20 protein-coding genes are annotated in these 23,199 nt (G+C 62.7%); 8 read left to right on the top strand and 12 right to left on the bottom strand.

What is annotated here, in order from left to right:
- Nucleotides 1–65 precede the first annotated feature (65 nt).
- The 4 genes from DIC66_RS01190 to DIC66_RS01175 all read right to left on the bottom strand — a co-directional run bounded on the left by DIC66_RS01190 (nt 66) and on the right by DIC66_RS01175 (nt 4,480).
- Nucleotides 66–1,010, bottom strand: coding sequence for an ABC transporter substrate-binding protein (locus DIC66_RS01190; protein WP_117173226.1), 945 nt, complete (start codon nt 1,008–1,010; stop codon nt 66–68).
- Between the two features lie 150 nt (nt 1,011–1,160).
- Nucleotides 1,161–2,159: an ABC transporter permease gene (locus DIC66_RS01185; protein ID WP_117173224.1), complete on the bottom strand. Its 999-nt coding sequence runs from the start codon at nt 2,157–2,159 to the stop codon at nt 1,161–1,163.
- Nucleotides 2,160–2,193: 34 nt separating this feature from the next.
- Nucleotides 2,194–3,708, bottom strand: a complete 1,515-nt coding sequence (locus tag DIC66_RS01180) for a sugar ABC transporter ATP-binding protein (RefSeq protein WP_117173222.1) — start codon at nt 3,706–3,708, stop codon at nt 2,194–2,196.
- A gap of 10 nt (nt 3,709–3,718) precedes the next feature.
- Nucleotides 3,719–4,480 (bottom strand): SDR family oxidoreductase, encoded by a 762-nt coding sequence (locus DIC66_RS01175; protein ID WP_117173220.1) that lies wholly within the window; start codon nt 4,478–4,480, stop codon nt 3,719–3,721.
- A 126-nt stretch (nt 4,481–4,606) separates the two neighbouring features.
- On the opposite strand from DIC66_RS01175, the gene DIC66_RS01170 reads away from it, so the two are divergent.
- Entirely contained in the window at nt 4,607–5,452 is an 846-nt protein-coding gene (locus DIC66_RS01170; RefSeq protein ID WP_117173217.1) for an IclR family transcriptional regulator, read from the top strand.
- 28 nt (nt 5,453–5,480) lie between these two features.
- On the opposite strand, the gene DIC66_RS01165 is transcribed toward DIC66_RS01170, so the two are convergent.
- Genes DIC66_RS01165 through DIC66_RS01155 form a run of 3 tightly spaced genes read right to left on the bottom strand, consistent with a single transcriptional unit; the run spans nt 5,481 to nt 8,506 of the window.
- Complete coding sequence (locus DIC66_RS01165) at nt 5,481–6,530, bottom strand: cytochrome d ubiquinol oxidase subunit II (protein WP_117173216.1); 1,050 nt, start codon at nt 6,528–6,530, stop codon at nt 5,481–5,483.
- Complete coding sequence (locus tag DIC66_RS01160) at nt 6,523–7,902, bottom strand: cytochrome ubiquinol oxidase subunit I (protein WP_117173215.1); 1,380 nt, start codon at nt 7,900–7,902, stop codon at nt 6,523–6,525. Before DIC66_RS01160 ends, DIC66_RS01165 begins: the two co-directional genes overlap by 8 nt.
- Nucleotides 7,889–8,506 carry a GbsR/MarR family transcriptional regulator gene (locus tag DIC66_RS01155; RefSeq protein WP_158558817.1) on the bottom strand — a complete coding sequence of 206 codons (618 nt, stop codon included), beginning with the start codon at nt 8,504–8,506 and terminating at the stop codon, nt 7,889–7,891. Before DIC66_RS01155 ends, DIC66_RS01160 begins: the two co-directional genes overlap by 14 nt.
- A 100-nt stretch (nt 8,507–8,606) precedes the next feature.
- Here DIC66_RS01155 and DIC66_RS01150 point away from each other — a divergent pair, with 100 nt between their 5' ends.
- A complete protein-coding gene (locus tag DIC66_RS01150) occupies nt 8,607–9,182 on the top strand; it encodes a DUF427 domain-containing protein (RefSeq protein WP_199534635.1) in 576 nt (191 codons plus the stop codon).
- A 44-nt stretch (nt 9,183–9,226) separates the two neighbouring features.
- Here DIC66_RS01150 and DIC66_RS01145 read toward each other — a convergent pair whose 3' ends face one another.
- The 3 genes from DIC66_RS01145 to DIC66_RS01135 form a co-directional block, all read right to left on the bottom strand.
- Nucleotides 9,227–10,192 (bottom strand): chemotaxis protein, encoded by a 966-nt coding sequence (locus DIC66_RS01145; protein ID WP_117173214.1) that lies wholly within the window; start codon nt 10,190–10,192, stop codon nt 9,227–9,229.
- A 69-nt stretch (nt 10,193–10,261) separates the two neighbouring features.
- Nucleotides 10,262–10,855, bottom strand: a complete 594-nt coding sequence (locus tag DIC66_RS01140; protein ID WP_117173212.1) for an MOSC domain-containing protein — start codon at nt 10,853–10,855, stop codon at nt 10,262–10,264.
- Entirely contained in the window at nt 10,852–11,952 is a 1,101-nt protein-coding gene (locus DIC66_RS01135) for a 3'-5' exonuclease (protein WP_233505738.1), read from the bottom strand. The genes DIC66_RS01140 and DIC66_RS01135 overlap by 4 nt, the downstream gene beginning before the upstream one ends.
- Nucleotides 11,953–12,061: 109 nt before the next feature.
- Here DIC66_RS01135 and DIC66_RS01130 point away from each other — a divergent pair, with 109 nt between their 5' ends.
- The 4 genes from DIC66_RS01130 (at nt 12,062) to DIC66_RS01115 (ending at nt 16,495) form a co-directional block, all read left to right on the top strand.
- Entirely contained in the window at nt 12,062–12,967 is a 906-nt protein-coding gene (locus tag DIC66_RS01130; protein ID WP_117173208.1) for a CoA transferase, read from the top strand.
- Nucleotides 12,968–13,171: 204 nt separating this feature from the next.
- Nucleotides 13,172–13,417, top strand: coding sequence for an Os1348 family NHLP clan protein (locus tag DIC66_RS01125; RefSeq protein ID WP_117173206.1), 246 nt, complete (start codon nt 13,172–13,174; stop codon nt 13,415–13,417).
- A gap of 113 nt (nt 13,418–13,530) precedes the next feature.
- On the top strand, nt 13,531–14,541 hold the full coding sequence (locus tag DIC66_RS01120; RefSeq protein WP_117173204.1) for an aKG-HExxH-type peptide beta-hydroxylase: 1,011 nt from the start codon (nt 13,531–13,533) through the stop codon (nt 14,539–14,541).
- Nucleotide 14,542: 1 nt separating this feature from the next.
- Nucleotides 14,543–16,495 (top strand): multinuclear nonheme iron-dependent oxidase, encoded by a 1,953-nt coding sequence (locus DIC66_RS01115; protein WP_117173202.1) that lies wholly within the window; start codon nt 14,543–14,545, stop codon nt 16,493–16,495.
- A gap of 38 nt (nt 16,496–16,533) precedes the next feature.
- On the opposite strand, the gene DIC66_RS01110 is transcribed toward DIC66_RS01115, so the two are convergent.
- Nucleotides 16,534–18,546 carry an NHL repeat-containing protein gene (locus DIC66_RS01110; protein ID WP_147321214.1) on the bottom strand — a complete coding sequence of 671 codons (2,013 nt, stop codon included), beginning with the start codon at nt 18,544–18,546 and terminating at the stop codon, nt 16,534–16,536.
- A 396-nt stretch (nt 18,547–18,942) separates the two neighbouring features.
- Between DIC66_RS01110 and DIC66_RS01105 the strand changes: the two genes are divergently transcribed.
- Entirely contained in the window at nt 18,943–19,572 is a 630-nt protein-coding gene (locus DIC66_RS01105) for a type 1 glutamine amidotransferase family protein (RefSeq protein ID WP_117174096.1), read from the top strand.
- Between the two features lie 142 nt (nt 19,573–19,714).
- On the opposite strand, the gene DIC66_RS01100 is transcribed toward DIC66_RS01105, so the two are convergent.
- The gene (locus DIC66_RS01100; RefSeq protein WP_117173198.1) at nt 19,715–22,135 is read right to left on the bottom strand and encodes a YgiQ family radical SAM protein; all 2,421 of its coding nucleotides are present in this window, start codon (nt 22,133–22,135) and stop codon (nt 19,715–19,717) included.
- A gap of 214 nt (nt 22,136–22,349) precedes the next feature.
- On the opposite strand from DIC66_RS01100, the gene DIC66_RS01095 reads away from it, so the two are divergent.
- Nucleotides 22,350–23,195: a transporter substrate-binding domain-containing protein gene (locus DIC66_RS01095; RefSeq protein ID WP_117173196.1), complete on the top strand. Its 846-nt coding sequence runs from the start codon at nt 22,350–22,352 to the stop codon at nt 23,193–23,195.
- Nucleotides 23,196–23,199: the final 4 nt, after the last annotated feature.

Genomic DNA, 23,199 nt, shown 5'->3' with positions numbered 1-23,199 from the left:
TTCCTTAAAAACACACAACAAAAAAAGGGGGCAGGCCACACGGCCCGGCCCCACGCCATCAGACTTTAGTCATACAACACAGCAGCGATCTTGGGATCGGCCATGTTGGACTTGTCGTAGTAGTAAAAGCCGGTGTCGATGATCTTGGGCAGCTTCTCGCCCTTGAGCGCCTTCACAGCCGCTTCCACGGTCTTGTAGCCAATGCCCACCGGGTTTTGCGTGATCGCGCCGGCAATGGTGCCGTCATTGATCATGTCTTTTTGCGCCTTGCCCGAGTCAAAGCCGATGATGACCACGCCGGTCTTCTTGGCTTCCTTCAGGCCCTTGCCCGCACCAATGGCCGAACCTTCGTTGGTACCGAAGATGCCCTTGAGCTGGGGGTGCGCCTGCACCAGGGTCTTGGCAATTTCAGCCGACTTCAGGTGATCGCCACCGCCGTACTGGATGTCCACCACCTTGATGTTGGGGTACTTGGCCTTGATCTGGTCCACAAAACCGTCGCGGCGGTTGGTGCCGGTGGTGCTGGTCTGGTCATGGCCGATCACAGCCACTTCGCCCTTGCCACCAATTTTCTCGGCCATCTTGTCAGCGGCCAATGCGGCAGCAGCCTTGCTGTCGGTTTGCGCAGTGGTGAGCACGATGTCGCTGTCCACGCCCGAGTCAAACGCGATCACGGGGATCTTGGCGGCCTGGGCTTTTTTCAGGAGCGGAATGGCAGCCTTGCTGTCCAGTGCAGCCAGGCCAATGGCCTTGGGGTTCTTGGCCAGAGCAGCCGACAGCATGTCGATCTGCTTGTCCACCTGCTGCTCGGTCTCGGGGCCTTCGAAGGTGACCTTGACCTTGTAGTCCTTGGCGGCCTGGTCAGCGCCCTGCTTCACGGCTTGCCAGAACTGGTGCTGGAAACCCTTGGAGATCAGGGGGATGTAGATCTCCTGTGCGCTGGCAAAGGTGCTGAATCCGGCCAGGGCCAGGCCGGCGGAAAGGGCCAACAGTTTTCTCTTCATGTTCATGGTGTGTCTCCTGTTTATAAAAATCAACGAACGAAAAAATGGAAATGAAACTCATGCTGCAAAGTACAGAAATACGGGCTGCGTTAAAAGGCGTGTGCGTGGCTCTCCTGAAAAAAAATGGGGTGGATAAATATAGGCTTGCCCTGCGCCCTACTTCTTGGCGCGGCGCAGGTTGTCGGTGTAAACCGCCAGGATGATGATGAGACCGGTGAGAACCATTTGCCACTCCTGCGCCACCGACATGATGCGCAGGCCGTTGATCAGCACGCTCATGATGAAGGCGCCGATGATGGTGCCCAGAATGGTGCCCACACCACCACTGAGCGACGTGCCACCAATCACCACGGCGGCAATGGCATCGAGCTCATAGCCCTGGCCCAGAGCCGGTTGTGCAGAGTTGAGGCGCGAGGCAATCAACAGGCCGGCCACGCCGCAGATGCCGCCGCTGAAGGCATAAATAATGACCTTCCAGCGGTTCACATCCACACCCGACAGGCGCACCGCTTCTTCGTTGCTGCCCAGAGCAAAGGTGTAGCGGCCCAGGGCCGTTCGGTTAAGGATGACGGCGCACACGGCGGCCACCACAAACAGGATCAGCACGCCGTTGGGAATGGGCAGCGCAGGAAAAATATCGCCAATCAGCGAGCCCAGTGCAATCTGGTCAAAGCCTTCGATGTCGTTGAAGTAAATCGGGCGTGCGCCGGTAATCAGCAGCGACACACCTTTGAGCAGCATCATCATGCCCAGGGTGGCAATAAAGGGGGGCACCTTGAGCCGGGTGATCGCCAAGCCTGACACGGTGCCGGTGAGCGCGCCAACCACAATAGCGCCCAGCACGCCCAGCGGCAACGGCAAACCCCAGTTGACCAGGAACACGCCGCTCATCACCGCGCAAAAGGTCATCAGCACACCTACTGACAGGTCAATGCCTGAGGTGATGATGATGAAGGTGCTGGCAATGGCCAGCACGCCAATCACCGTAGTGCTTTGCAGGATGCCGATGATGTTGTCCTGCGTCATGAAGGCATCGGGCTTGAGGGCGGTGAAGATCAGTATCAGCGCCAAGAGGCTGGCAAAGGCCAGCAGCTTTTGCTTGGCCTGGCCGCCCGAGAGGCGGGCCCAGAGGCTTTTTTGGCTATCGTCGGACATGGGTGTTTCCTTGTATTTTCTTGTAGTCGCTGTGTCAGTGCAGCACGGCTTCTTGCGATTCGCGGCGCGTGGCCAGTGCCATCAGGCCTTCCTGCGTGGCCTCCAGACCGGACACCTCGCCCGTGACCCGGCCCTCGCACATCACCAGAATGCGGTGGCTCAGGTGCAGCACTTCGGGCAGTTCGCTGGAGATCACGATGATGGCCTTGCCCTGTGCGGCCAGGTCGTTCACCAGCTTGTAGATTTCGCTCTTGGCGCCCACGTCAATGCCGCGCGTGGGCTCATCAAAAATCAGCACATCGCAGTCCTGCACCAGCCACTTGGCAATCACCACTTTTTGCTGGTTGCCGCCCGACAGCAGGCGCGCCACTTGCGTGAGCGACGGGGTCTTGATGCGCAGCTTGTCCACCATCTCCTGGCCTACTGTGTGGATGGCCGGACGGTTCAGGAACATGCCCCACTTGAGCCAGCGGCTCAGGCTGGGCAGGGTGATGTTGGACTCTACGTCCATGCCGGTTGCCAGGCCAAAGTGCTTGCGGTCTTCAGACAGATAGCCAATGCCGGCCTGCACCGCATCGCGCGGTGCCTTGAGGGCCAGCAGCTTGCCGTGCACGCGCACCTCGCCGGAATCGATGGCGTCGGCACCGAACACAGCGCGGGCCACCTCGGTGCGCCCGGCTCCCATTAGCCCGGCAAATCCCAATATCTCGCCACGCCGCACGGTGAAACTCACATCGCGGATGGCGCGGCCACGGTTCAGGCCGCGCACCTCCAGCAGCACCTCGTTGGCGCTGGTGTCTGGGATGGTCTTCTGGCTGGCCTCGAGCTTGCGGCCCACCATCATGGCGATGATCTCGGCCATGGGCGTCTGCGCCGGCACGGTATCGATGTAGCGGCCGTCGCGCATCACGGTGATGCGGTCGGCAATGCGCTGGATCTCGTCCATCTTGTGCGAGATGTAGACGATGCCCACGCCCTCACTTTTAAGTTGGCGGATGATGCGAAACAGCTCTTCGATCTCGGCGTTGTTGAGCGCAGCCGTAGGCTCGTCCATGATGAGCACGCGGCTCTTGAACGACAGGGCCTTGGCAATCTCCACCATCTGCTGTGCTGCCACCGTCAGATCGCCAATGCGGGTCTGCGGCGGCAGAGGCAGGTGCATGCGGTCAAACAGCGCCTGCGTGTCGCGGTTGAGCTGGTCTTCATCCAGGAACAGGCCCATCCGGCCCTTGGGCTCGCGGCCCAGGAAGATGTTTTGTGCGGCAGTCAGGTGCTGCATCAGATACAGCTCCTGGTGGATGATGCCAATGGCCAACGACTGCGCGTGGGCCGGGCTGGTGATCTCCACCGGCGCGCCGTCCAGCAGCACCTCGCCACTGTCACGCGTGTAGACACCGGCCAGGATCTTCATCAGCGTGGACTTGCCTGCGCCGTTCTCGCCCATGAGGGCGTGCACCTCTCCGGCTTGCAGATCAAACTGCACGTCCTGCAAGGCCTTCACACCGGGGAAGGACTTGCTGAGATTCTTGACGGCGATAAGTGCGGTCATGGGCTGGGCTTCAGATAGTGACGCCGCCGTCCACCAGCAGGGCCTGCCCGGTCACAAACTGCGACTCGTCACTGGCCAGATAAATCACCAGCGGCGTGATGTCATCCACCGTGGCCAGGCGGCCTATGGGCTGGCGGGCAATAAAGTCTTTTTCGGCCTGCACCGGGTCAGCGGCACTGGCAATACGGCCACGCAATGACGGCGTGTCCACCGTGCCAGGGCACAGCGCGTTGCAGCGCACGCCTTGGCGTATGAAGTCTGCCGCGATGGACTTGGTCAGGCCAATCACCGCGGCCTTGGTGGCACCATAAGCCGCACGGTTGGCAAAGCCCTTGATGCTCGACGCCATGGAAGCCATGTTGATGATGGAGACGCTGCCGCCATCCGCCTTGGCGTGCGCCAGCATGGCGGGCAAAAAGGCCCGGGTCATCTGGAACATGCTTTTGACGTTGATCTCGAAGCTGCGGTCCCAATCGGCCTCGGTGCAGTCCAGCACGGTGCCATTGGCCACGATGCCGGCACAGTTGAACAGCACATCCAGCGCCGGTGTGCGTGCGGCCAGAGCCTGCACAGCGGCTGCGTCGCGCACGTCCAGCAGTTCGGTCTGGATGGCGCTGGATTCCTGGGCCAGCGAGGCCAGGTGGGCTGCGTCAATATCAGTGGCAATCACCTTCGCGCCCTCTGCGGCACAGGCCAGGGCACAGGCGCGGCCCATGCCTTGGGCTGCAGCCGTAATCAGTATTGTTTTGCCTTCCAATCGACCTTGACGCATGTTCCAAACTCCGTTTAAATAATTCATTTATGAACATATGATTCATATATGAAGCCTGATGATAGCCACCGCAACAACGCCAAACGCTAAGCGTTTACCCTAAGCAACCTCCATTGGTATCAATGAATGCAAGCCACCAGCAAACCCCACGGTCCCGCCAAAAAGACCAAGACCCAAGCGGCTGAAGACGCCTCCAGCACAGGCGCTGACGACCGCTACCGCGCGCCTGCTCTGGACAAGGGCCTGGACATTCTGGAGTTGCTGGCCCAACAGCCGCAGGGCCTCACACGCGCCGAGATCGTCAAGGAAATGGACCGCAGCGCCAGCGAGATCTACCGCATGCTGGAGCGCCTGGTGGCGCGCCAGTACGTGACCCGCTCGGTGGCGGGCGACCGCTATGCGCTCAGCCTGAAACTGTTTGCGCTGGCCAATATGCACCCGCCGCTCAACCGCCTGATCAACCAGGCCCTGCCGGTGATGGATGCCTTTGCACGGCAAGCCGAACAGTCCTGTCACTTGGGTGTGTATGACCGCGGCAATGTGCTGATCACCTCGCAGATCAACAGCCCGCGCGGCTGGAGTTTTTCATTGCACCGCGGCGCACGCGTAGGCCTGATGGACACGGCCTCGGGCCATGTGCTGCTGGCTTTCAGCGACGCTGCCAATGCCCTGCGCATGCGCGCCGAGCACACGGCGGTGGACGGCGAAGTGCCCATTACCGAGAAGAAGCTGCAGGCCACGCTGGAGGGCATCCGCACGCTGGGCTACCTGGAGCGCGACAGCCAGCAGTCCTTCGGCGTGGTGGACATCTCTTTCCCCATCCTTGGGCCAGACCACACTGCCCTTGCGGCCCTCACCTGCCCCTACATTCGGCGCATCGATACGCACAAGGGACCGGACCTGCGCCAGGCGCGTGAGCTGCTCAGCCAGGCGGCGCGTACGCTGTCGTTGACGCAGGGGCTGGCGGGGTAGCCAAGCCCCATTCTTCGCACCCGGCGACTCAGTACTGCAGGGCCGTGCTCTTGCCCCAGAACACGCGGTAGGCGAATACCGTGTAGCCGATGATGACCGGCAGGACCACCACCACACCGTAAAAAATCACCTGCAAGGCCTCGGGCGAACTCGCGGCGCCCCAGACCGTCAGCCTGTCCACCACCAGCCAGGGAAACAGGCTGTAAGCCAGGCCATAAAACGCCAGCAGAAATATGCCTACGGTGCAGGCAAAGGGCACGGCGGCGCCGTACTGGTTGTTTTCGGCCAGGCGCGTGGGCAGGCGCTTGAGGCTGCGTGCCATCACCACAAACAACGCCAGCGTCACAGCGGGTATCGGCAGCAAGAGCACCACGTTGGGAAAACTGAACCAGCGCTCAAAAATGCGCGGGCTCACCCACGGCGTCGCCACGGAAATCGCAGCAATGCCTGCGGCGGTCAGCCATAAGCTGCCCTGGGCCCAAGCAACGGCCTTCTCTTGCAGTGCGCCCTCGGTCTTCATGATGAGCCAGCCCGCTCCCAGCAGGCAATACGCTGCCACCAGGCACAGACCAAGCACGGCGTGGAAGACCTGGCTGGCCCAGTCATCGGCGAAGCCGGTGACCAAAGCGCCCAGCATGAAGCCCTGTGACCAGGCCGCCAACAGGGAGCCCGCATAAAACGCGCGGTCCCACAGCGGCTTGTGCTCGGCACGCGCCTTGACGCGAAAGTCGAAGGCCACCCCGCGCAGCGTGAGCCCCAACAGCATCAGGGCCACCGGCAGGTACAGGGCGCCCAGGATCACGCCGTGGGCCATCGGAAAGGCCACCAGCAACACGCCCACCCCCAGCACCAGCCAGGTTTCATTGGCATCCCAAAACGGGCCGATGCTGGCGATCATGGTGTCCTTTTGCGCATCGCCCTCGGCCCGGCGCAGCAGCACACCCACGCCCAGGTCGTAACCATCGAGGATCACATAGGCCAGCATCGCCAGGGCCATCACCAGGGCAAAGGCCAGGGGCAGCCAGCCCGTCGGCTGGGTGAGGTCTGGCAAGACCAACAGGCTGGACGACTCAAGCATGGGCGACTCCCGCTTGGGTGATGGCAACCGACGGTGCATCTTTCATCCCATCCACGCCCTGCCCCATGGCGGCCTGCGCCGCCTTGCGCGCCAGGTGAAACACCACGCGCACATAGGCAAACAGCAGCATGGCGTAGGTGCTGAGGTACAGCGCCAGGGTGAAGGCGATGTTGCTGGCAGGCACCTGGGACGCGGCCTGGGCCGCGGTCAGCACACCTTGCACCAGCCAGGGCTGGCGGCCGATTTCCGTGGTGTACCAGCCGGCCAGCAAGGCCACCCAGCCGGCAAAGGTCATGCCCACCAGCACCCGGGCCAGCCAGGGTTGCAGTGCGTTTTTGCGCAACTGCCAGCTGCCCAGCCAGCTCACAGCCAGCATCAGCAGGCCCACACCCACCATGATGCGAAAGGCCCAGAACACGGGAGCTACCGGCGGGTGCTGCGCGCCGAATTCCTTGATGCCCTTGATCTCGCCATTCCAGTCGTGGGTGAGGTACAGCGAGGCCAGCTTGGGGATGGCAATTTCATACCGGTTGGTCTGCGTGGCCTTGTCCGGCAGGGCAAACAGCACCGCCGGTGCGCCCTGCTGGGTTTCCCAAATGCCCTCCATGGCGGCAATCTTGGCGGGCTGGTGTTCCAGCGTGTTCAGGCCATGCTGATCCCCCACCACGATCTGTACCGGGATGAGGAAAGCCGCCACATACACACCGGTGCGCAAGGCCGCTTGTACCGAGCGGCTGCGGTCACCCAGGAGCCAGCGGTAAGCCGACAAGCCGGCCAGCAGGAAGGCCACGGTCAGGCCCGAGGCGATCAGCATGTGGGTGAACCGGTAGGGAAACGACGGGTTGAAGATCACCGCCATCCAGCTGGTCACGTGCGCTTTGCCGTCAATCATCACGAAGCCCGCTGGCGTGTGCATCCAGGAGTTCAGCGCCAGTATCCAGAAGGCCGACATGGTCGTGCCAAAGGCCACCAGGAACGTGGCCGTGGTGTGCACCCGTTCGCTCACGCGCCCCCGGCCAAACAGCATGATGCCCAGCATGGTGGCCTCCAGAAAGAAGGCTGTGAGCACCTCGTACGCCAGCAGAGGCCCAGCCACATTGCCCACCGTGTTCATGAAGCCCGGCCAGTTGGTGCCGAACTGGAAACTCATGGTGATGCCGCTCACCACGCCCAGGGCAAAGGTCAGTGCAAACACCTTGACCCAGAACTGGTAGGCGTCCATCCAATGCGGCTGCTTGGTGGCGATGAAACGGGTTTTGAAGAACAGCAACACCCAGCCCATGCCGATGCTGATGGTGGGAAACAGAATGTGGAAGCTCATGTTGGCGGCAAACTGGATGCGCGCCAGAACCACCGGGTCAAAGTTTTCCATGGTCTTCTCCGTCGGATGGCAAGGCGGCCGGTTCCGCCGCTGCGGCGTTTGGCTTGCCGGTGAATACCTGTTTCACCCGGTCTTTGATCAGCAGCAGCTTTTGCACCTTGGAGCCCATTTGCATCAGGCTGGTGAGCGTGGCCGAGTCCATGTGTTGCACGTCATCCAGCCAGTCGGTCATCAGCTCGATGAAGCCATGCATCTGCTTCATGCGCTGCTGCGCGTGGATGTCGGCCTCCACACTGGGCTGCTCCATCAGGGCGTCGCGCAGCATGGACAGCGTGGGGTCAATCTCGCGCTTGCGCCGCTCCGCTGCCAGTGTCCGGAAAATCGCCCACACGTCTTCCGGCGCCTGAAAGTACTCGCGCCGGTCATTGGGCTGGTGGATCAGCCGGACCAGGCTCCAGGATTGCAGCTCCTTGAGGCCCATGCTCACGTTGGAGCGGGAGAAGCCCAGCGCATCCCCCACTTCATCCGCATTCAGGGGCTTGGGCGAGACATACAACAGGGCGTAAATCTGGCCTACGGTGCGGTTGATGCCCCAGCGGCTGCCCATTTCTCCGAAGTGCAGCACGAAGCGTTGGCTCAAGGGTGGCAGGTTCATTGTTTCGGTCTTTCTGAATTTTCAGTATTTTCTGAAACTTCAGGAGTCTTTGGACGGCCATGACCTAAAGCCCGCTCCGCTGTGAGGGGCATGGGGCGGCATGATTACCATCGCCCACATGACACAAGACGAATGGGATCAATTGGAAATGGCGCGCTCGCAGTGGCGTTGGCGCGGCAATGACCGGCCGGCTTTCGCCGAGCCCACCGCGCCCGGCCAGGTCTCGGTGTGGGACTTTCCCCGGCCCCCGGAGCTGGTGCGTGAAGAGCGGGAGATCGTGGTCCGTTGGGGTGTACTTGAGGTGGCACGCACGCGCGGCGCCTGGGCCGTGCGGGAGACGGCCCACCCGCCCACCTTTTACCTGCCGCTGTGCGATGTGCAGCAAGTCCTGTTGCGCCCTGTGGGCGGCGGCTCCGTCTGCGAATGGAAGGGCCCGGCCCGCTACTGGGACCTGGTGCAGGGTGACCAAGGCCTGGCGCAAGTAGCCTGGAGCTACCCGCAGCCCCTGGCCGGAGCCGAGCCTCTGGCTGAATGCATTGCTTTCTATGCCCACGATCTGCATTGCACCGTGGGCGGTGCCGAGGTCGTGCCCCAAGCGGGCAGCTTTTATGGCGGCTGGATCACGCCGGACTTGGCCGGGCCGTTCAAGGGTGGGCCGGGCAGCTCGGGCTGGTAGGGAATTGCAGCTTGGCGGGGTGCCAAGGGTTATGCGCCCTGTTGTCAGCCCCGCACCTTCTCCATCACCCCGCGAATCGCCGCCGCAAACTCGCGCGGCTGGAACTTGGCCACGTAGGCATCGGCGCCCACGCTTTTGACCAGGTTCTCGTTGGTCGCACCCGTGAGCGAGCTGTGGATGACCACCGGGATGCCGTCAAACTGGCGGCTGGCCTTGATGTTGCGGGTGAGCGTGAAGCCGTCCATCTCGGGCATTTCCACGTCGGTGAGCACCAGGCAGATCTTTTCCTTGACGTGTTTGCCCTGGGCCTTGGCGTCAGCGGCAAATTCGCCCAGCTTGTCCCAGGCTTCCTTGCCGGACTTGGTCATGATGTAGGGCACGCCCATGGCCTTGAGGCCGAGCTCGATGACCGAGCGGGCAACAGCCGAATCGTCAGCCACCAGCAGGCAGGTGCCTTCGGGCAGCACCACTTCCGGGCCCACGGCTTCGCGGTTGATTTCCTGCGCGGTGCTGGGCATGACGTTCTTGAGGATTTGCTCCACATCCAGCACCTGGGCCAGACGGGTGTCGGCACGCTCGCCGTCCAGGCGGGCGATGCCGGTGATCAGGGCGCCGCCCTGGCTGGCATCGGCGGGCAGCACCTGGTTCCACTCCAGGCGCACGATTTCGTTGACCTCTTCCACCGCAAAGGCCTGCACGGTACGGGCGTACTCGGTCACCATCAGGATGGTGCGGCCCTTCTTGGGGTTGCAGCCCACCACGGCGGGCAGGTCGATGACCGGAATGATCTGGCCGCGGATGTTGGCCACACCCAGCATGTGCTCATGGGCCTGCGCCAGCTCGGTGATGTGCGGCAGCACCAGCACCTCGCGCACCTTGAAGACGTTGATGCCAAACAGCTCGCGCTGGCCGTTGTTGCGGGACTCGCCCAAGCGGAACAGGAGCAGCTCGAACTGGTTGCTACCGGCGAGCTTGCTGCGCTCTTCAATTTCCTGTTCCGCGGTTTTCATAGATGCCATGTCCCCAAACCCCTGAATGGATTGTTGTTATGGCACAGCATAACGGAGGCAGACCGGCCTTTAGCGCAAATGCTTGAACATCTTGGCGTTAAAACGCTCGGGGATGCCGATTCTGCGTGGACCAGGGTGCAGCACAAAGGGCTCGCCTGCCTGCAGCTGTCCAGGCGTGTCCACGCTCAGGTAAAAGCCGCAGAAGCCGCTTTGCGCCATGTCCTTGACCGCCGTCTTGTAGCCCATGGCGGCGTTGAACTTGAAGCAGGGTTCGCGCGGCTGGTCCACCCGCAGGGTGCAGTGGGCAAACTCCAGCACGTCGCCCACCCAGACATCGCTCTCCAGCAGCCCCGAGAGGGTGAGGTTTTCGCCCATGGCGCCGAAGGCCAGCTGGTCATCAATGCCATCCAGCCCGGCCTGGGCCCGCTGCGCGCGCCAGAAGGCGTAGTGCTCGCTGGGGTAGGCATAGATGGCTTTTTCCAGACCGCCATGCACACTGAGGTCGGCCTGCTCGTCGCCTTCCAGGCCCAAAGGCTTGACGGTGACCGCGCCCTGCACAGCCGTCTTGCGGATGGCGGTGAGCACAGCGCGCCCACCAATCAGGGCCTTGCGCGCCTGGCCCACCTGCACGCCCAGCAGCTGAAGAACTTTTGTGCTGCTCATAGCTGCTGTTGTGTCACCACACCGGCCCGGCTGGAAAAGCGCACGCGGGCGTCCTGCTTCTCAATCTGCACCATGGCGCGGCGCTGGCCGTAGACGTTTTCCTTGAGCCACTCGCATTCGGCGTTGAGCTCGGTATCGCTCTTCAGGCGGGTGTGCCAGACGCGCTGCTCGGCATGCCAGCGGTAGCCACGGGCCTTGAGCTTGTCCTTGGCTTCAAACGGCGCATTGGTGGCCTGCAGCGCGTAGCTGGGTTGGCTTGCGGCCAGCAGCAGCTGGGCCAGGCCGGTGTGGGCGGCTTCGGGCAGCTTTTGCGCCAGCACGGCCAAGAGGGCGTGGCAGTCCATCTCGGCGCGGTGGGCGTCATAGAACCAGCCATTGGCATGCGCCAGGCTCTCCAGCTTGGCCGAGCCGCGCCCCTGGGCCTTCCAGTCAATATCGGCAAAGGAGCAGGCCCAGGTGAGCTGGGCAAACTGCTTGAAGCGGCCTTCCACAAAGGGGCGGTCAAAGCCGGCGTTGTGGGCAATCACCAGGTCCACGCCGTCCAGCAACTCGGCCACGCGCGCGGCGTCCAGGGTCTGGCCTTTGACGTCGGCATCCTGAATGCCGGTGAGCGCCACCACCTCGCGCGGGATGGGTTTGCCCGGGTCTTCCAGGCCGTCATACACCTGCACCTCACCCACGGGCAGGCCGGTGGCGTTGTCGATGTCCACACGCAGCAGGGCCAGCTCGATGATCAGTTCTTTGCTCTGGTCCAGGCCGGTGGTTTCGGTATCGAGCACGATGACGCGGGTGATGGCGCCACTTGCAGTGCCAGGCCACTGCAGCGTGGGCTTGAGGCGGCGCTGCACCCGGTAGTCGCCATGTACTTCCAGCGCCTGCGCCATGGCTTCTGCATCGACAGCAAGGGGTGGCACTTGCGCGGCTGGTGTGGCGACGGTTGCGCTGACAAGTGCTGCCTCTTCGACCACTGGCAGTGCAGGTTGCGTGGGCTGCGGTGCGGCCTGGGGCCGCTCCACGCGCCGATTGCGCGCACGCGGTGCCGGTGCGCCGGGCGGCAACTCAGGGAACAGTTCGAGTGCGACAGGTGGTGTGATCAAGGAAACCTCTTCGGGTTGGCGCGCCAGGGCGCAGCGCTGTGGCGCGCGGTGGACCACATTATTGCCTCTATCATCTTCACCACTCCCCACACAGCCCACCAGGAACCCGATGCCAGCCACTCCAGCAAAACCCCTGCAACCCCTCAAGGGCGTTCGCATCCTAAGCCTGGCGCTTAATCTCCCCGGCCCCGCGGGCCTGATGCGCTGCCGCGCCATGGGTGCCCGGTGCGTCAAGCTGGAGCCGCCGCCCCACCCCGCTGCCCCCCAGGGCACCACCGGCGACCCCATGTCCGTCTATATGCGCACCGCCTACGACGCCATGCACCAGGGTGTGAAGATGCTGGTGGCCGACCTGAAGACCGACCGGGGCCGCGCCGCGCTGCACCGCGAACTGCAACGCAGCGATGTGCTGATCACCTCGTTTCGCCCCTCGGCCCTGACCAAGCTGGGCCTGGATTGGAAGGCGCTGCACAAGGCCTACCCGCAACTCAATGTGGTGGCGGTTTTTGGCGGCAGCGGCGCGTTGGCCGAAGAGCCCGGCCATGACCTGACCTACCAGGCCGAAAACGATTTGCTCACCGGCCTGGACCTGCCGGCCACGCTGTATGCCGACATGGGTGGCTCGCTCCTGGTCAGCGAAGCCGTGCTGCAAGCGCGCCTGCAGCAGCTGCAAAAAGGACGCGCCGTGCGCCTGGAGGTCTCGCTCTCGGACGCGGCTGCCTGGCTGGGCCTGCCCCGCAGCTGGGGCCTGATGGCGCCCACGTCCATGGTGGGCGGCGGCCACGCCGGCTACCGCATCTACCCCTGCAAAGACGGCCGCGTGGCCCTGGCCGCGCTGGAGCCGCATTTTGCGGCCGCCCTGGGCGCCGCCATGGGTCTGGCCGATGCCTCGCTGCAAGCCATGCTGCGGCCCGAGACGCAAGTAGCCGTGGCCGCCTTTGTGGCAGGCAAGACGCGCAAGCAGCTCGATGCGCTGGCGCTGGCCAAAGACATACCGCTACATACGCTGAAGTAAGCCCGGCGACAGCCACTGCGAACACTGCACTTGCCCACGCTGCTTGGGCCGCCATTTCATCGATTGCGAATTCGCAATCCCCTCCAAAGCCCGACTGAAAGAATGCGATCACATGGCTGATCAGCGTGGTTGCTTGCGTGATACGCAGGCACCGTGCACCGGCCATGTAGACCCTTTGCTCATCAACTTTTTGGAGTACTCGTTATGAACCGTGATGCAATTGCGCGCGTGCTGGGCCACGCCATGGTGGACGCCCATTTTTCGGATCAGCTCAAGGCGGATCCGGCGGCTGCGGCCAAGTCCATTGGAATCCATTTGAGCACCGCCCAGGTTACGGCGCTCAAGCACGTCGACATGACGCAGCTCCAGCAAACTGGAAGCCTGATCAGAAACAAGCTCGGCCCCCAGGCCCTGCTGGACCAGCAGCAACAACAAGCCCGCATGGACTGATTTCGCAACGCCACGCAGGAGTGAATTCCGTGACAACTTCCACGCCAACCATCTCTGTACACAGCCCGGAACAGGAACAGGCAGAGGCACTGCCATGGAATTCCCGCCTGCACATGCAGAACATATTGGAGCGCACTGCCACGCTGCGCTTCACCACCTTTTTGGCGTTGCAGGCCGAGCTGCTCTCACTACACTCCGAGCCCTGCAGGCACAGCAATTTTCTGTACCACGCAAGCGATGTAGCCTGCCTGGAGGACGACACGCGCGGTCTGATCGTGAACCATCCCGTGTTCCGGGCCTGGGTGGCGCTGACGCTGCGTGAAATGAACCTGCTCTTCATAGGCCGCACCGCAGACACACAAGCATTGACGGACCTGTTGCTGGAGTTCCCCCGCATGGTGGACCGCGTGCGCGCCGACCTGGCGCGCGGCCCTAGGCCCACCTTTTACCGGCTTGACCTGGACCCTTTGCTGGTGCGCGTGCTGCCACCCAGCTATGACATGCCGACCGAACCCGCAGCCCTGGAGGCCGCACGGCAGGCCGGACACCCCTTGGGATTTTTCAGGAACGTAGTGGCTGTGGCGCTGCAACGCATAGAGGCCTGCTGGCCCGTGGCCCGCAGTCTGGTGGCAGAGCTGGTGGGCAGCATTGCGTATTTGCCGGATGGCAACTTTCGCAGTTGCTCGGCCTCACGCTACACCGGGCTGATACTGCTGTCCGCCCGCGACGGCTCCATCCTGGACCTGGAAGAATCCATCGTGCATGAAGCCGGGCACCAGCTGCTGTACGCCATGGTTGAAATCGCACCGGTCTGCAAGGAAGACGCCCAAGGCAACTACAAACTGCCGTGGTCCACCCAGGTGCGTGACATCTACGGCTACTTTCATGCCCTGTTTATCTATGTGATTCTGGCGCGCTACCTGGAGCGGGTGGCGGCATCGCGCAAGGAAGACGAAGCGCGGCGTGCCACAGACCGGCTGCACCACATCGTGCGCGGGCTGGTGGCGGCCGTGCCAGACTTTGAAGCCGACACCGGGCTGACCGCGCAAGGGCGCACCCTGTTTGAACAACTCAAGGCCGAGATCTTTGCCATAGCCGCGCGCCACAGCGCAGACATGGCCTGACATGTTTGACCCGAGTGCCATCGCCCCGCTAGGCGTGGGGCTGGAATACCACGCCGACACCCACAACCCGCGCACCGACCAGCTGGCCGTGCCCGCGCTGTTTGACTATGTGGAAATCCAGCCGCCGCATCTGATTTTTGATCCGGGTCTGTTGGGCGCATTGGGCCATGCGCGGCCGCTGCTGCACTCCTCCGACTTGTCCTTGGGCAGCATCGGCATCCCCATGGACCCGGAGTTTCTGGCGCTGACCTGCCGCCTCCTGCGGCAGACCCAGACCCCGTGGTTTGGCGAACATATTTCGTGGAACCGATTTTCGGGCGGCGACACCCGCCACTTCGTGCTGCCGTTTTTGGGGGACGAAGTGCGCGACACCATCATCGCCAACGCGCGCACCCTGCACCAGCGCAGCGGCCTGCCCGTGCTGCTGGAAAACGCGCCCCGAACCCTGGTGGTGGAACTGCCCGGCGACGCGCCCGAGGCCGACTTCATGCGCGATGTGGTGAACGGGGCCGACGCGGGCTTCATCCTCGACATAGACAACGCACGCGCGACGGCACGCGCCAAAGGGGTGGACCTGCGCAGCTACATAGACAGCCTGCCCCTGGAGCGCACGGTGGAAATCCATGTGCACAACCCGGTGGCCGACCGCGCGCTGTATTGGCAGGTGCTGTGCGATGCACCGGTGCGCGCCATCACCCTGGGCTGGGGCGCGCGCAAGCTGCACAGCAAAGCATTGGAAAAGATGGTGCGCGAACTCAAAGACCACCTGCAGCACAAGCCCGTGCGCAGCGTGCACATCGGTGCCGCGCCCCAACTGCAAGAGCCCCTGTTCTGCCTGGCGCCCGGCGTGGCTGTGACCTTGCGGGATGGCTGCGTCAAGGTCACTGGCGGCACGGCGGGCCTGCTGCTGGAAGCGGCCCCGCACAGCCTGCCCCTGCTGGGCCACTTTGCCACGCCCCAAACGCTGGCCAGCGCCCTGCTCGCCCCCGGACTGGAAGAACCCCAGGCCATGCTGCAAGCCGCCGCCACAGCGCGCGAGCTTATTGACCTGGGTGTGCTCGCCCCCGTGCAATCCACGCAGCCAGACCAGGCCAGCAACCCGGACGCCAGTACCAACGAAGTCTGGAGCCAGTGGGACTCGGCTTTGGACTTCTATCTGGCCACCCGCACACGCAAGCAAACCGTCTTCAACTCGCTGACCGAGATGGACGAGGCGCTGACCGAGAAGGCCCATGACCGCCCGCAGCCCTCTGCCTACAAGGACTACAACGCGCACCCCTTTTTTGCGCTGCCCAACCCGCTGCAAGACACCCCCACGCCCGAGGCCGCATCGGGCTTTCTGGACGTGCTGCTGCGCAGGCGCTCCCTGCGGGCCTTCACCACGGAGCCGCTGCGTGCCAACGAACTCTCGGCGCTGCTGTACTACGTGTGGGGCGCCACCTGCGTGCAACGCAACCACCTGGGTGATGTGTTCCTGCACAAGACAGCACCGGCCGGTGGCTCGCTGCAAGGGGCCGAGGTGTACCCCATCCTGATGAACGTGGAGGGCTATGCGCCGGGCCTGTACCACTACTCGGTAAGGCGCCACGGCCTGGTGCTGTTGTCACAAGAAGATCCCCGCCCCTGGATAGCCGCCGCCTGCGGCGACCAGACCTGGATTGCCGATGCCGCAGCGGTCTTTCTCTCTACCTACAACGTCAAACGCCTGGCCTGGAAATACGCCTTCAGCCGCGGCTTTCGCGCCACGTTGCTCGACACCGGGCACCTGGGGCAAAGCTTCGCACTGGTATCCACCTGGCTGGGCCTGGCCCCCTTCACCACGGCTGCGCTGCGGGACGAACTGTTTGAAGACAAGCTGGGCCTGGACTACCGGGCCGAGCCAGTCCTCATGGTCAACGGCGTGGGCCGCCCGGCCGAGGCACCGTGGTTGCCAGACCGGCCGCGCGAAACATAGCCCCGTCAGGGGACATGCTGCGCGGCACAGGCTGCGCCTCAATGCACCTTGACAAACACATCGGCAAGCCCATCCATCACATACAAGCTGGTACCGTCTGAAGCCAGAGCACCAAATACGAAATTGAAGTGCAGCCCCGCATTGGGCGTGCTGGTGGTGCTGGGCGCGGTGGTGTTGCTGATCTGTGCAGAGCCGATCTTGCTGCCCACCAGATTGGTCACCACGCCGCTTGCCAGCGACATCTGCATGAGTGACTGGGCCCTGAGGGTGGTGTCCTCCCCTGCCATGAAGTACAGGTTGCTGCCATCGGTGGTGATGCCAAACAGCTTGGCCGGCAAGGGGCTTGCGGGTTGCTGGCTGCCAGCTGCCGGATAGCTGCCGCTGTTCTTGCCGATCACCCCGGCAATGGTGCTGACCTTGGCGCTGGCCACATCGATGGCGCTGATGATGTCACCCGAAAACCCCACATGGTAGAGCGTGGTGCCAGCGGGGTTCATCACAATGTAGGCAGGCTGCATGAAGCCCGCAGCAGTCCCCACGCCCTCTTTCTCCACGCCGGTTCCGTCACCGGCAAAGGTGCTTACAGCACCGGTGGCGATGACCACCTTGCGAATGACGGACGCCGTGGCATCGCACACATACAGGGTGCTGCCATCGGGGCTGATGGCCACACCATAGGGCTCGGGGAAAGCCGTGCTGTCGCTGACAATGGTGCTGACCGCATAGGGCGGCGTGAGCGACATCTTGCGAATGGCGTGCGCTGTCTTGTCGCTGAAGTACAGGTAGGCACCGTCGGTGGTGATGCCGCGTATGGCACCAAACACGGCATCGGCACCATTGGGCGCGTCGGTGGGGATCACCGCGCCATTGCTGCCAGGCTTGGAAGTACCGGCCAGCGTGGTCACCGCATAGGGCGGCGTCAGCGACACCTTGCGCATCACAACGTGCGCGGAATAGATATCGGGGAAATACAGGTTGGCGCCGTCACTGGTCATGGTGGCGATCAGGCTGACAAACAGCGCGTCGGTGCCCACAGGCGTATCACCCGTCACGCTGCCGCCACCCGCTATCGTGGTCACGCCCACGCCTGACACGGCAGCGGGTGTACCGGCACCCGACAGCGGCGCTGACAGGGGAATGGGCGCCACGGCAATGCCACCCAAGCCTATGCAGTTCACCTGGATGCTGGTCACATTGGCGTGCACATTGCTGCCAGCCGAGTTGGTGCCACACACTTGCCCGGAGGGTTGCGCAGACACCGTGACAGCGTAGCTGCCGCCATCCGCCACGGCCGCAGGAAAGCTGAAGCTGCCGTTGGCAGAAACCGTGGCAGGACTCTTGGTGTCGCCATTGTTCAGCAGCGTCAACCTCTTGCCTGCAGACAGGCCCGCCACCGTGCCGCTGATGGTAAAGCCGCTGTTGCTGACCGGGGTGGCCGCACACACCACGCTCACCGTACTCACATCTGCGCTGGCCGTGCCAGAAGCATCGGCCAGCGTGCACAACTGGCCACTGGGCTGCTGGCTGATGGTGACCGCATAGCCACTGCCAGCTAGAACTTTCTGCGCAAAGCTGAAGCTGCCGTTGGCGCTGACACTGAGCGCGTTGGCCGTGTCCCCATTGTTCACCAGGCCCAGCGTGGCACCCGTTGCCAGACCGCTGACGCTGCCGCCCACCGCCACATAAACGGGAACCGGCGCGCAGGTAACCGTGATGTCGCTTACCTTGGCTTTGACATTGCTGCCTGTGCCATTGACAACGCTGCACACCAAGTCGCTGGACTGGCTGGCCACCGTGACCGCGAAGCTGCCCTTCCTGGCCACTTCAAACCATACCGCGCTGCCGTTGCGTTTGATGGTGATGGCGTCCTGCGCGCTGTTGGCATTGTTTTGGAGGACGACGTATTGCCCCGTCCCCAGGCCGGAAACGGTACCGCCTACATCCAATTTTTCACCGCCACCGCAGGCCGTGACCAGCCACGCGGCAAGTACCAGCAGGGCACCAAGCAGCAGGCTCGCAGACCTGCGCAAGGGGTTTTGCAAGGGGTTCACGTGGTGCTCCTTTTCTTGTGATGAGGGCTTGGACTGAACGCAAGCGTTGCAAGCCGCGCAGGCCAGCTTGCAGAGCCGCATTTGGCCAGGGTGCTGGGCTGGGGGGTTTGATATTTGTCTTGCCGCCGCACCACACTCGAGCCCTGGTTACCACCCGGATCGGTTGCTGCGAACGAAGGCGATAACCAGCGATGGGATTCAAAAAAACTGAGAAAACTTGGCCAAGACAGTCCCACTTTTTGAGGTACCTCAATGTGGTCAGCTTGCAGTCAATCACACTGAGACGAAGAGCGGGTTCATCTACAAAACAGACACAACGATGAAGCTCCGCTCATTGCCTTTCATATGCATAGGTTTTCACTATTCAAAGTGAATATTCCAGGCAAGGAGCATCAAATGAAGCAACAGGATGTGCACTTATTCGTTTTTGATGGCTTGGCGGATTGGGAACCTGGTTATGCCGTTGCTGGAATCAACAATCCAAGGTTTCAACTGAACCCCGGAGGCTTTCGCATAAGGACTGTTGCGCTTCAACGTTCATCCGTTGTCACCATGGGCGGTGTGCGCATTGAGCCAGACATGTCACTGGACAACATGAATCCAGCACAGAGCGCGATGTTGATATTGCCCGGCGGAGAGTCCTGGGATGCAGGCGCAAATAGAGAGGCAGTTGATGTGGCCGAAGCCTTCCTGAAGGCGGGTTTACCGGTGGCCGCAATATGTGGTGCAACTGCAGCGCTTGCCCGAGGTGGACTACTCGACACACGGCGGCACACAAGCAACGCGCGTGAGTATTTGGCGGCTACCCAATACCAAGGAAAAGCGTTCTACGTCTGCGACGATTCACTGGCAGTCACCGATGGCGACCTGATAACTGCATCAGGTCTGGCACCGATCGACTTTGCCCAGCACATATTTAAAAAACTAAATCTGTACTCTTCTCAGGTGCTTGACGCGTGGTACGGTCTTTACAAGACAGGGAAGGCGGAATATTTTGGTGCCCTTATGCAGGCAATAAGGGGCTAGCAGTTCACGCGGCCACTTTCTTTCGACTAGAACGGGTTGGCCGGGAAACCCCGCACAGCCACCCGGAGCCGTAGCGTTCAAATAGTGGCCACCCGACCCCCGCAGCGCACGAAGACGGCCGCAGCGTTAAAGCAAGCCCTACTCAACGCGCCTTGCGCCCAGCACCCTTGCCCGCAGCGGCAGACCCTGCAGCCCCCGTCACCCTGGGCGGCAGCCCGGTGTGCTGGGTCAACATGCGCCCTTTAACCGGCTGACCCGAAGCCTTGCTAGCAATACCCGTCTTGGCCGCCACTGGCGTCGAGTTCTTCTTGCGCGCACTCTCATACGCGCCGTCGTTGAGCGGCTGGAAGGTGGGAATGAGGTGGTGCTTGCCATTGCCCACCAGGTCGGCACGGCCCATGGCCTTGAGGGTTTCGCGCAGCAGCGGCCAGTTCTTGGGGTCGTGGTAGCGCAGAAAAGCCTTGTGCAGGCGGCGGCGTTTCTCGCCGCGGACGATGTCCACGGTTTCGTCGTCGCTCTCGGCGGTGCGGTGGATCTTGCGCAGGGTATTGCGCCCGCTGTGGTACATGGCCGTGGCCGTGGCCATGGGGCTGGGATAGAAGGTCTGCACCTGGTCGGCTCTAAAGCCATTCTTCTTGAGCCAGATGGCCAGGTTCATCATGTCTTCATCGGTGGTGCCGGGGTGGGCGGCGATGAAGTATGGCACCAGAAATTGCTTCTTGCCGGCTTCCAGTGAGAACTTTTCGAACAGCTGCTTGAACTTGTCGTACGAGCCGATGCCGGGCTTCATCATCTTGGTGAGTGGCCCCTGCTCGGTATGCTCGGGCGCAATCTTCAGGTAGCCGCCCACATGGTGCTGCACCAGCTCTTTCACATACTCGGGGCTTTTGACGGCCAGGTCGTAGCGCAGGCCCGAACCAATCAGAATTTTCTTGATGCCCTTGAGCGCGCGGCCACGGCGGTACATCTTGATCAGCGGGCCGTGGTCGGTACCCAGGTTCGAGCAGATGCCGGGGTAGACGCAGCTGGGCTTGCGGCAGGCCGCCTCGATCTCGGGGCTCTTGCAGCCCAGGCGGTACATGTTGGCGGTGGGCCCGCCAAGATCCGAGATGGTGCCGGTAAAGCCCTTGACCTTGTCGCGGATGTCCTCGATCTCTTTGATGACCGAGTCTTCCGAGCGGCTCTGGATGATGCGGCCCTCGTGCTCGGTGATGGAGCAGAAGGTGCAGCCACCAAAGCAGCCGCGCATGATGTTGATGGAGAAGCGGATCATCTCCCAGGCCGGGATTTTGGTGGCGCCGTCATGGCTGCCGTTCTCGTCCGCGTAGCTGGGGTGCGGGCTGCGTGCGTAGGGCAGGTCAAACACCAGGTCCATCTCGGCGGTGGTGAGCGGGATGGGGGGCGGGGTAATCCACACGTCACGCGCTGTGACGCCTTCGCCATGCGCCTGCACCAGGGCGCGGGCGTTGCCGGGGTTGGTCTCCAGGTGCAGGATGCGGTTGGCGTGGGCGTACAGCACCGGGTCGCTCTTGACCTGCTCGTAGCTGGGCAGGCGGATCACCGAGCGGTCACGCGGCGGCACCTTGAGCTTGCCCTTGAGCGCGGGGTTGGCGTGGAAGGTAATGGGCGACACCGCAGGGGCGGCAGGCGCTTGGGGCTTGGCCGCCACGCTGGCCGAAGACGCGCCTGCGCTCTCTGCAGCCTGTGCCACGGCTTTGGCCTCGTCTTCCTTGGCGCAGGTGGCGCCCTGCTCTGCCGCCTGCTCGCTGGTGGTCATGTAGGGGTTGACGTGGGCTTCCACGCGGCCGATCTCGTCCACGCTGCGGGAGTCGATTTCAAACCAGTCGCGCCCGGTCTCGTCATCGGGCCTACGCACAAAGGCGGTGCCCCGCACGTCGGTAATGGACAGCACGGGCTCGCGTGCCGCCAAACGGTGCGCAATTTCCACCAGGGCGCGCTCGGCGTTGCCGTACAGCAGCAGGTCGCACTTGGCGTCCACCACAATCGAGCGGCGCACCTTGTCGCTCCAGTAGTCGTAGTGGGCAATGCGGCGCAGGCTGCCTTCGATGCCGCCCAGAATCAGCGGCACGTCCTTGTAGGCCTCGCGGCAGCGCTGGCTGTAGACGATGGCTGCGCGGTCCGGGCGCTTTCCGGCCACGTCGCCGGGGGTGTAGGCGTCATCGGTGCGGATTTTGCGGTCAGCCGTGTAGCGGTTGATCATGGAATCCATGTTGCCGGCGGTCACACCCCAGAACAGATTGGGTTTGCCCAATGCCTTGAAAGCCTCGGCGCTGGTCCAGTCGGGCTGGGCGATGATGCCCACGCGAAAGCCTTGCGCCTCCAACATGCGGCCGATCACGGCCATGCCAAAGCTGGGGTGGTCCACATAGGCGTCGCCCGTGACCAGGATCACATCGCAGCTGTCCCAGCCCAGCTTGTCCATCTCGGCGCGGCTCATGGGCAGGAAGGGGGCCGTGCCAAAGCGGCTCGCCCAGTACTTGCGGTAGCTGGAAAGCGGTTTTGCGGCGCGCGCGAAAAAAGAGACGTCTAGGGGGGCGTTCATCAGGGATACCGGGGGGAGATAAGCACTGAGTGTAAGGTTTTGCGCATGTCCAGCCCCCAAACAAGGCTACTTCGGCAGGCCAGTGGCACCGTACAAACCCCAAGGCCTTAGTTGAAACAGGCACCAATATTGCGTGCTTTGAGCCGTAGAATGAAATTTCAACCCGATCAACCCGCCTTGCAGCACGCTGCAGGCACCCCTTAGGAAACCCAACATGAAGAAACTGCTTTTGACGCTGGCTGCTGTCTCCCTGCTCGCTGCATGCGGCAAAAAGGAAGAGCCCGCGCCTGCGGCTGCCCCTGCTGCGGCACCGGTTGCCTCTGCACCCGCACCCGCAGCCGAAGCAGCTCCGCTGATGGTCGCCATCGACCCCACCTACGAGCCCTTCACCTTCAAGACCGCCGACGGCAAGCCCACCGGCTTTGACGTGGACATCGCCAACGCCCTGTGCGAGCAGATCAAGCGCAAGTGCGAGTTTGTCGAACAAGTCTGGGACAGCATGATCCCCGGCCTGAACGCCAAGAAGTACGACGTCATCATCTCCTCCATGTCCATCACCGATGACCGCATGAAGGAAGTGGACTTCACCGACAAGTACTACAACACCCCCAGCCGCATCGTGCTGAAGAAGAGCATCAAGTTCACCGACATCAAGTCCATCAAGGGCAAGAAAATCGGCGTTCTGAAGGGCAGCACGCAAGAGAAGTACGCCATGGGTGAACTCAAGACCGCCGGTGTGGTGGTGAACTCTTACGAAGCCCAGGACCAGGTCTACCTGGACATCAAGTCCGGCCGTCTGGACGGCACCGTGGCTGACTTCATGGAAGTCACCGGCGGCTTCCTCTCCAAGCCCGAAGGCGCCAACTACCAACTGGTGGGCGAAGACCTGAAGGAACCCAAGTACTACGGCTACGGCGCCGGCATTGCCCTGCGCAAGGGTGAAGACAAGCTCAAGGGCGAGTTGAACGAAGGCATCAAGGCCATCCGTGCATCGGGCGCTTACAAGACCATTGCCGACAAGTACTTCGCCAAGTACAACATCGACGTCTACGGCCAATAAGCCG

Origin of the sequence: Rhodoferax lacus, from assembly GCF_003415675.1 — a bacterium.
Classification (GTDB): domain Bacteria; phylum Pseudomonadota; class Gammaproteobacteria; order Burkholderiales; family Burkholderiaceae_C; genus Allorhodoferax; species Allorhodoferax lacus.
This window is presented reverse-complemented; position numbering and strand designations above follow the sequence as displayed.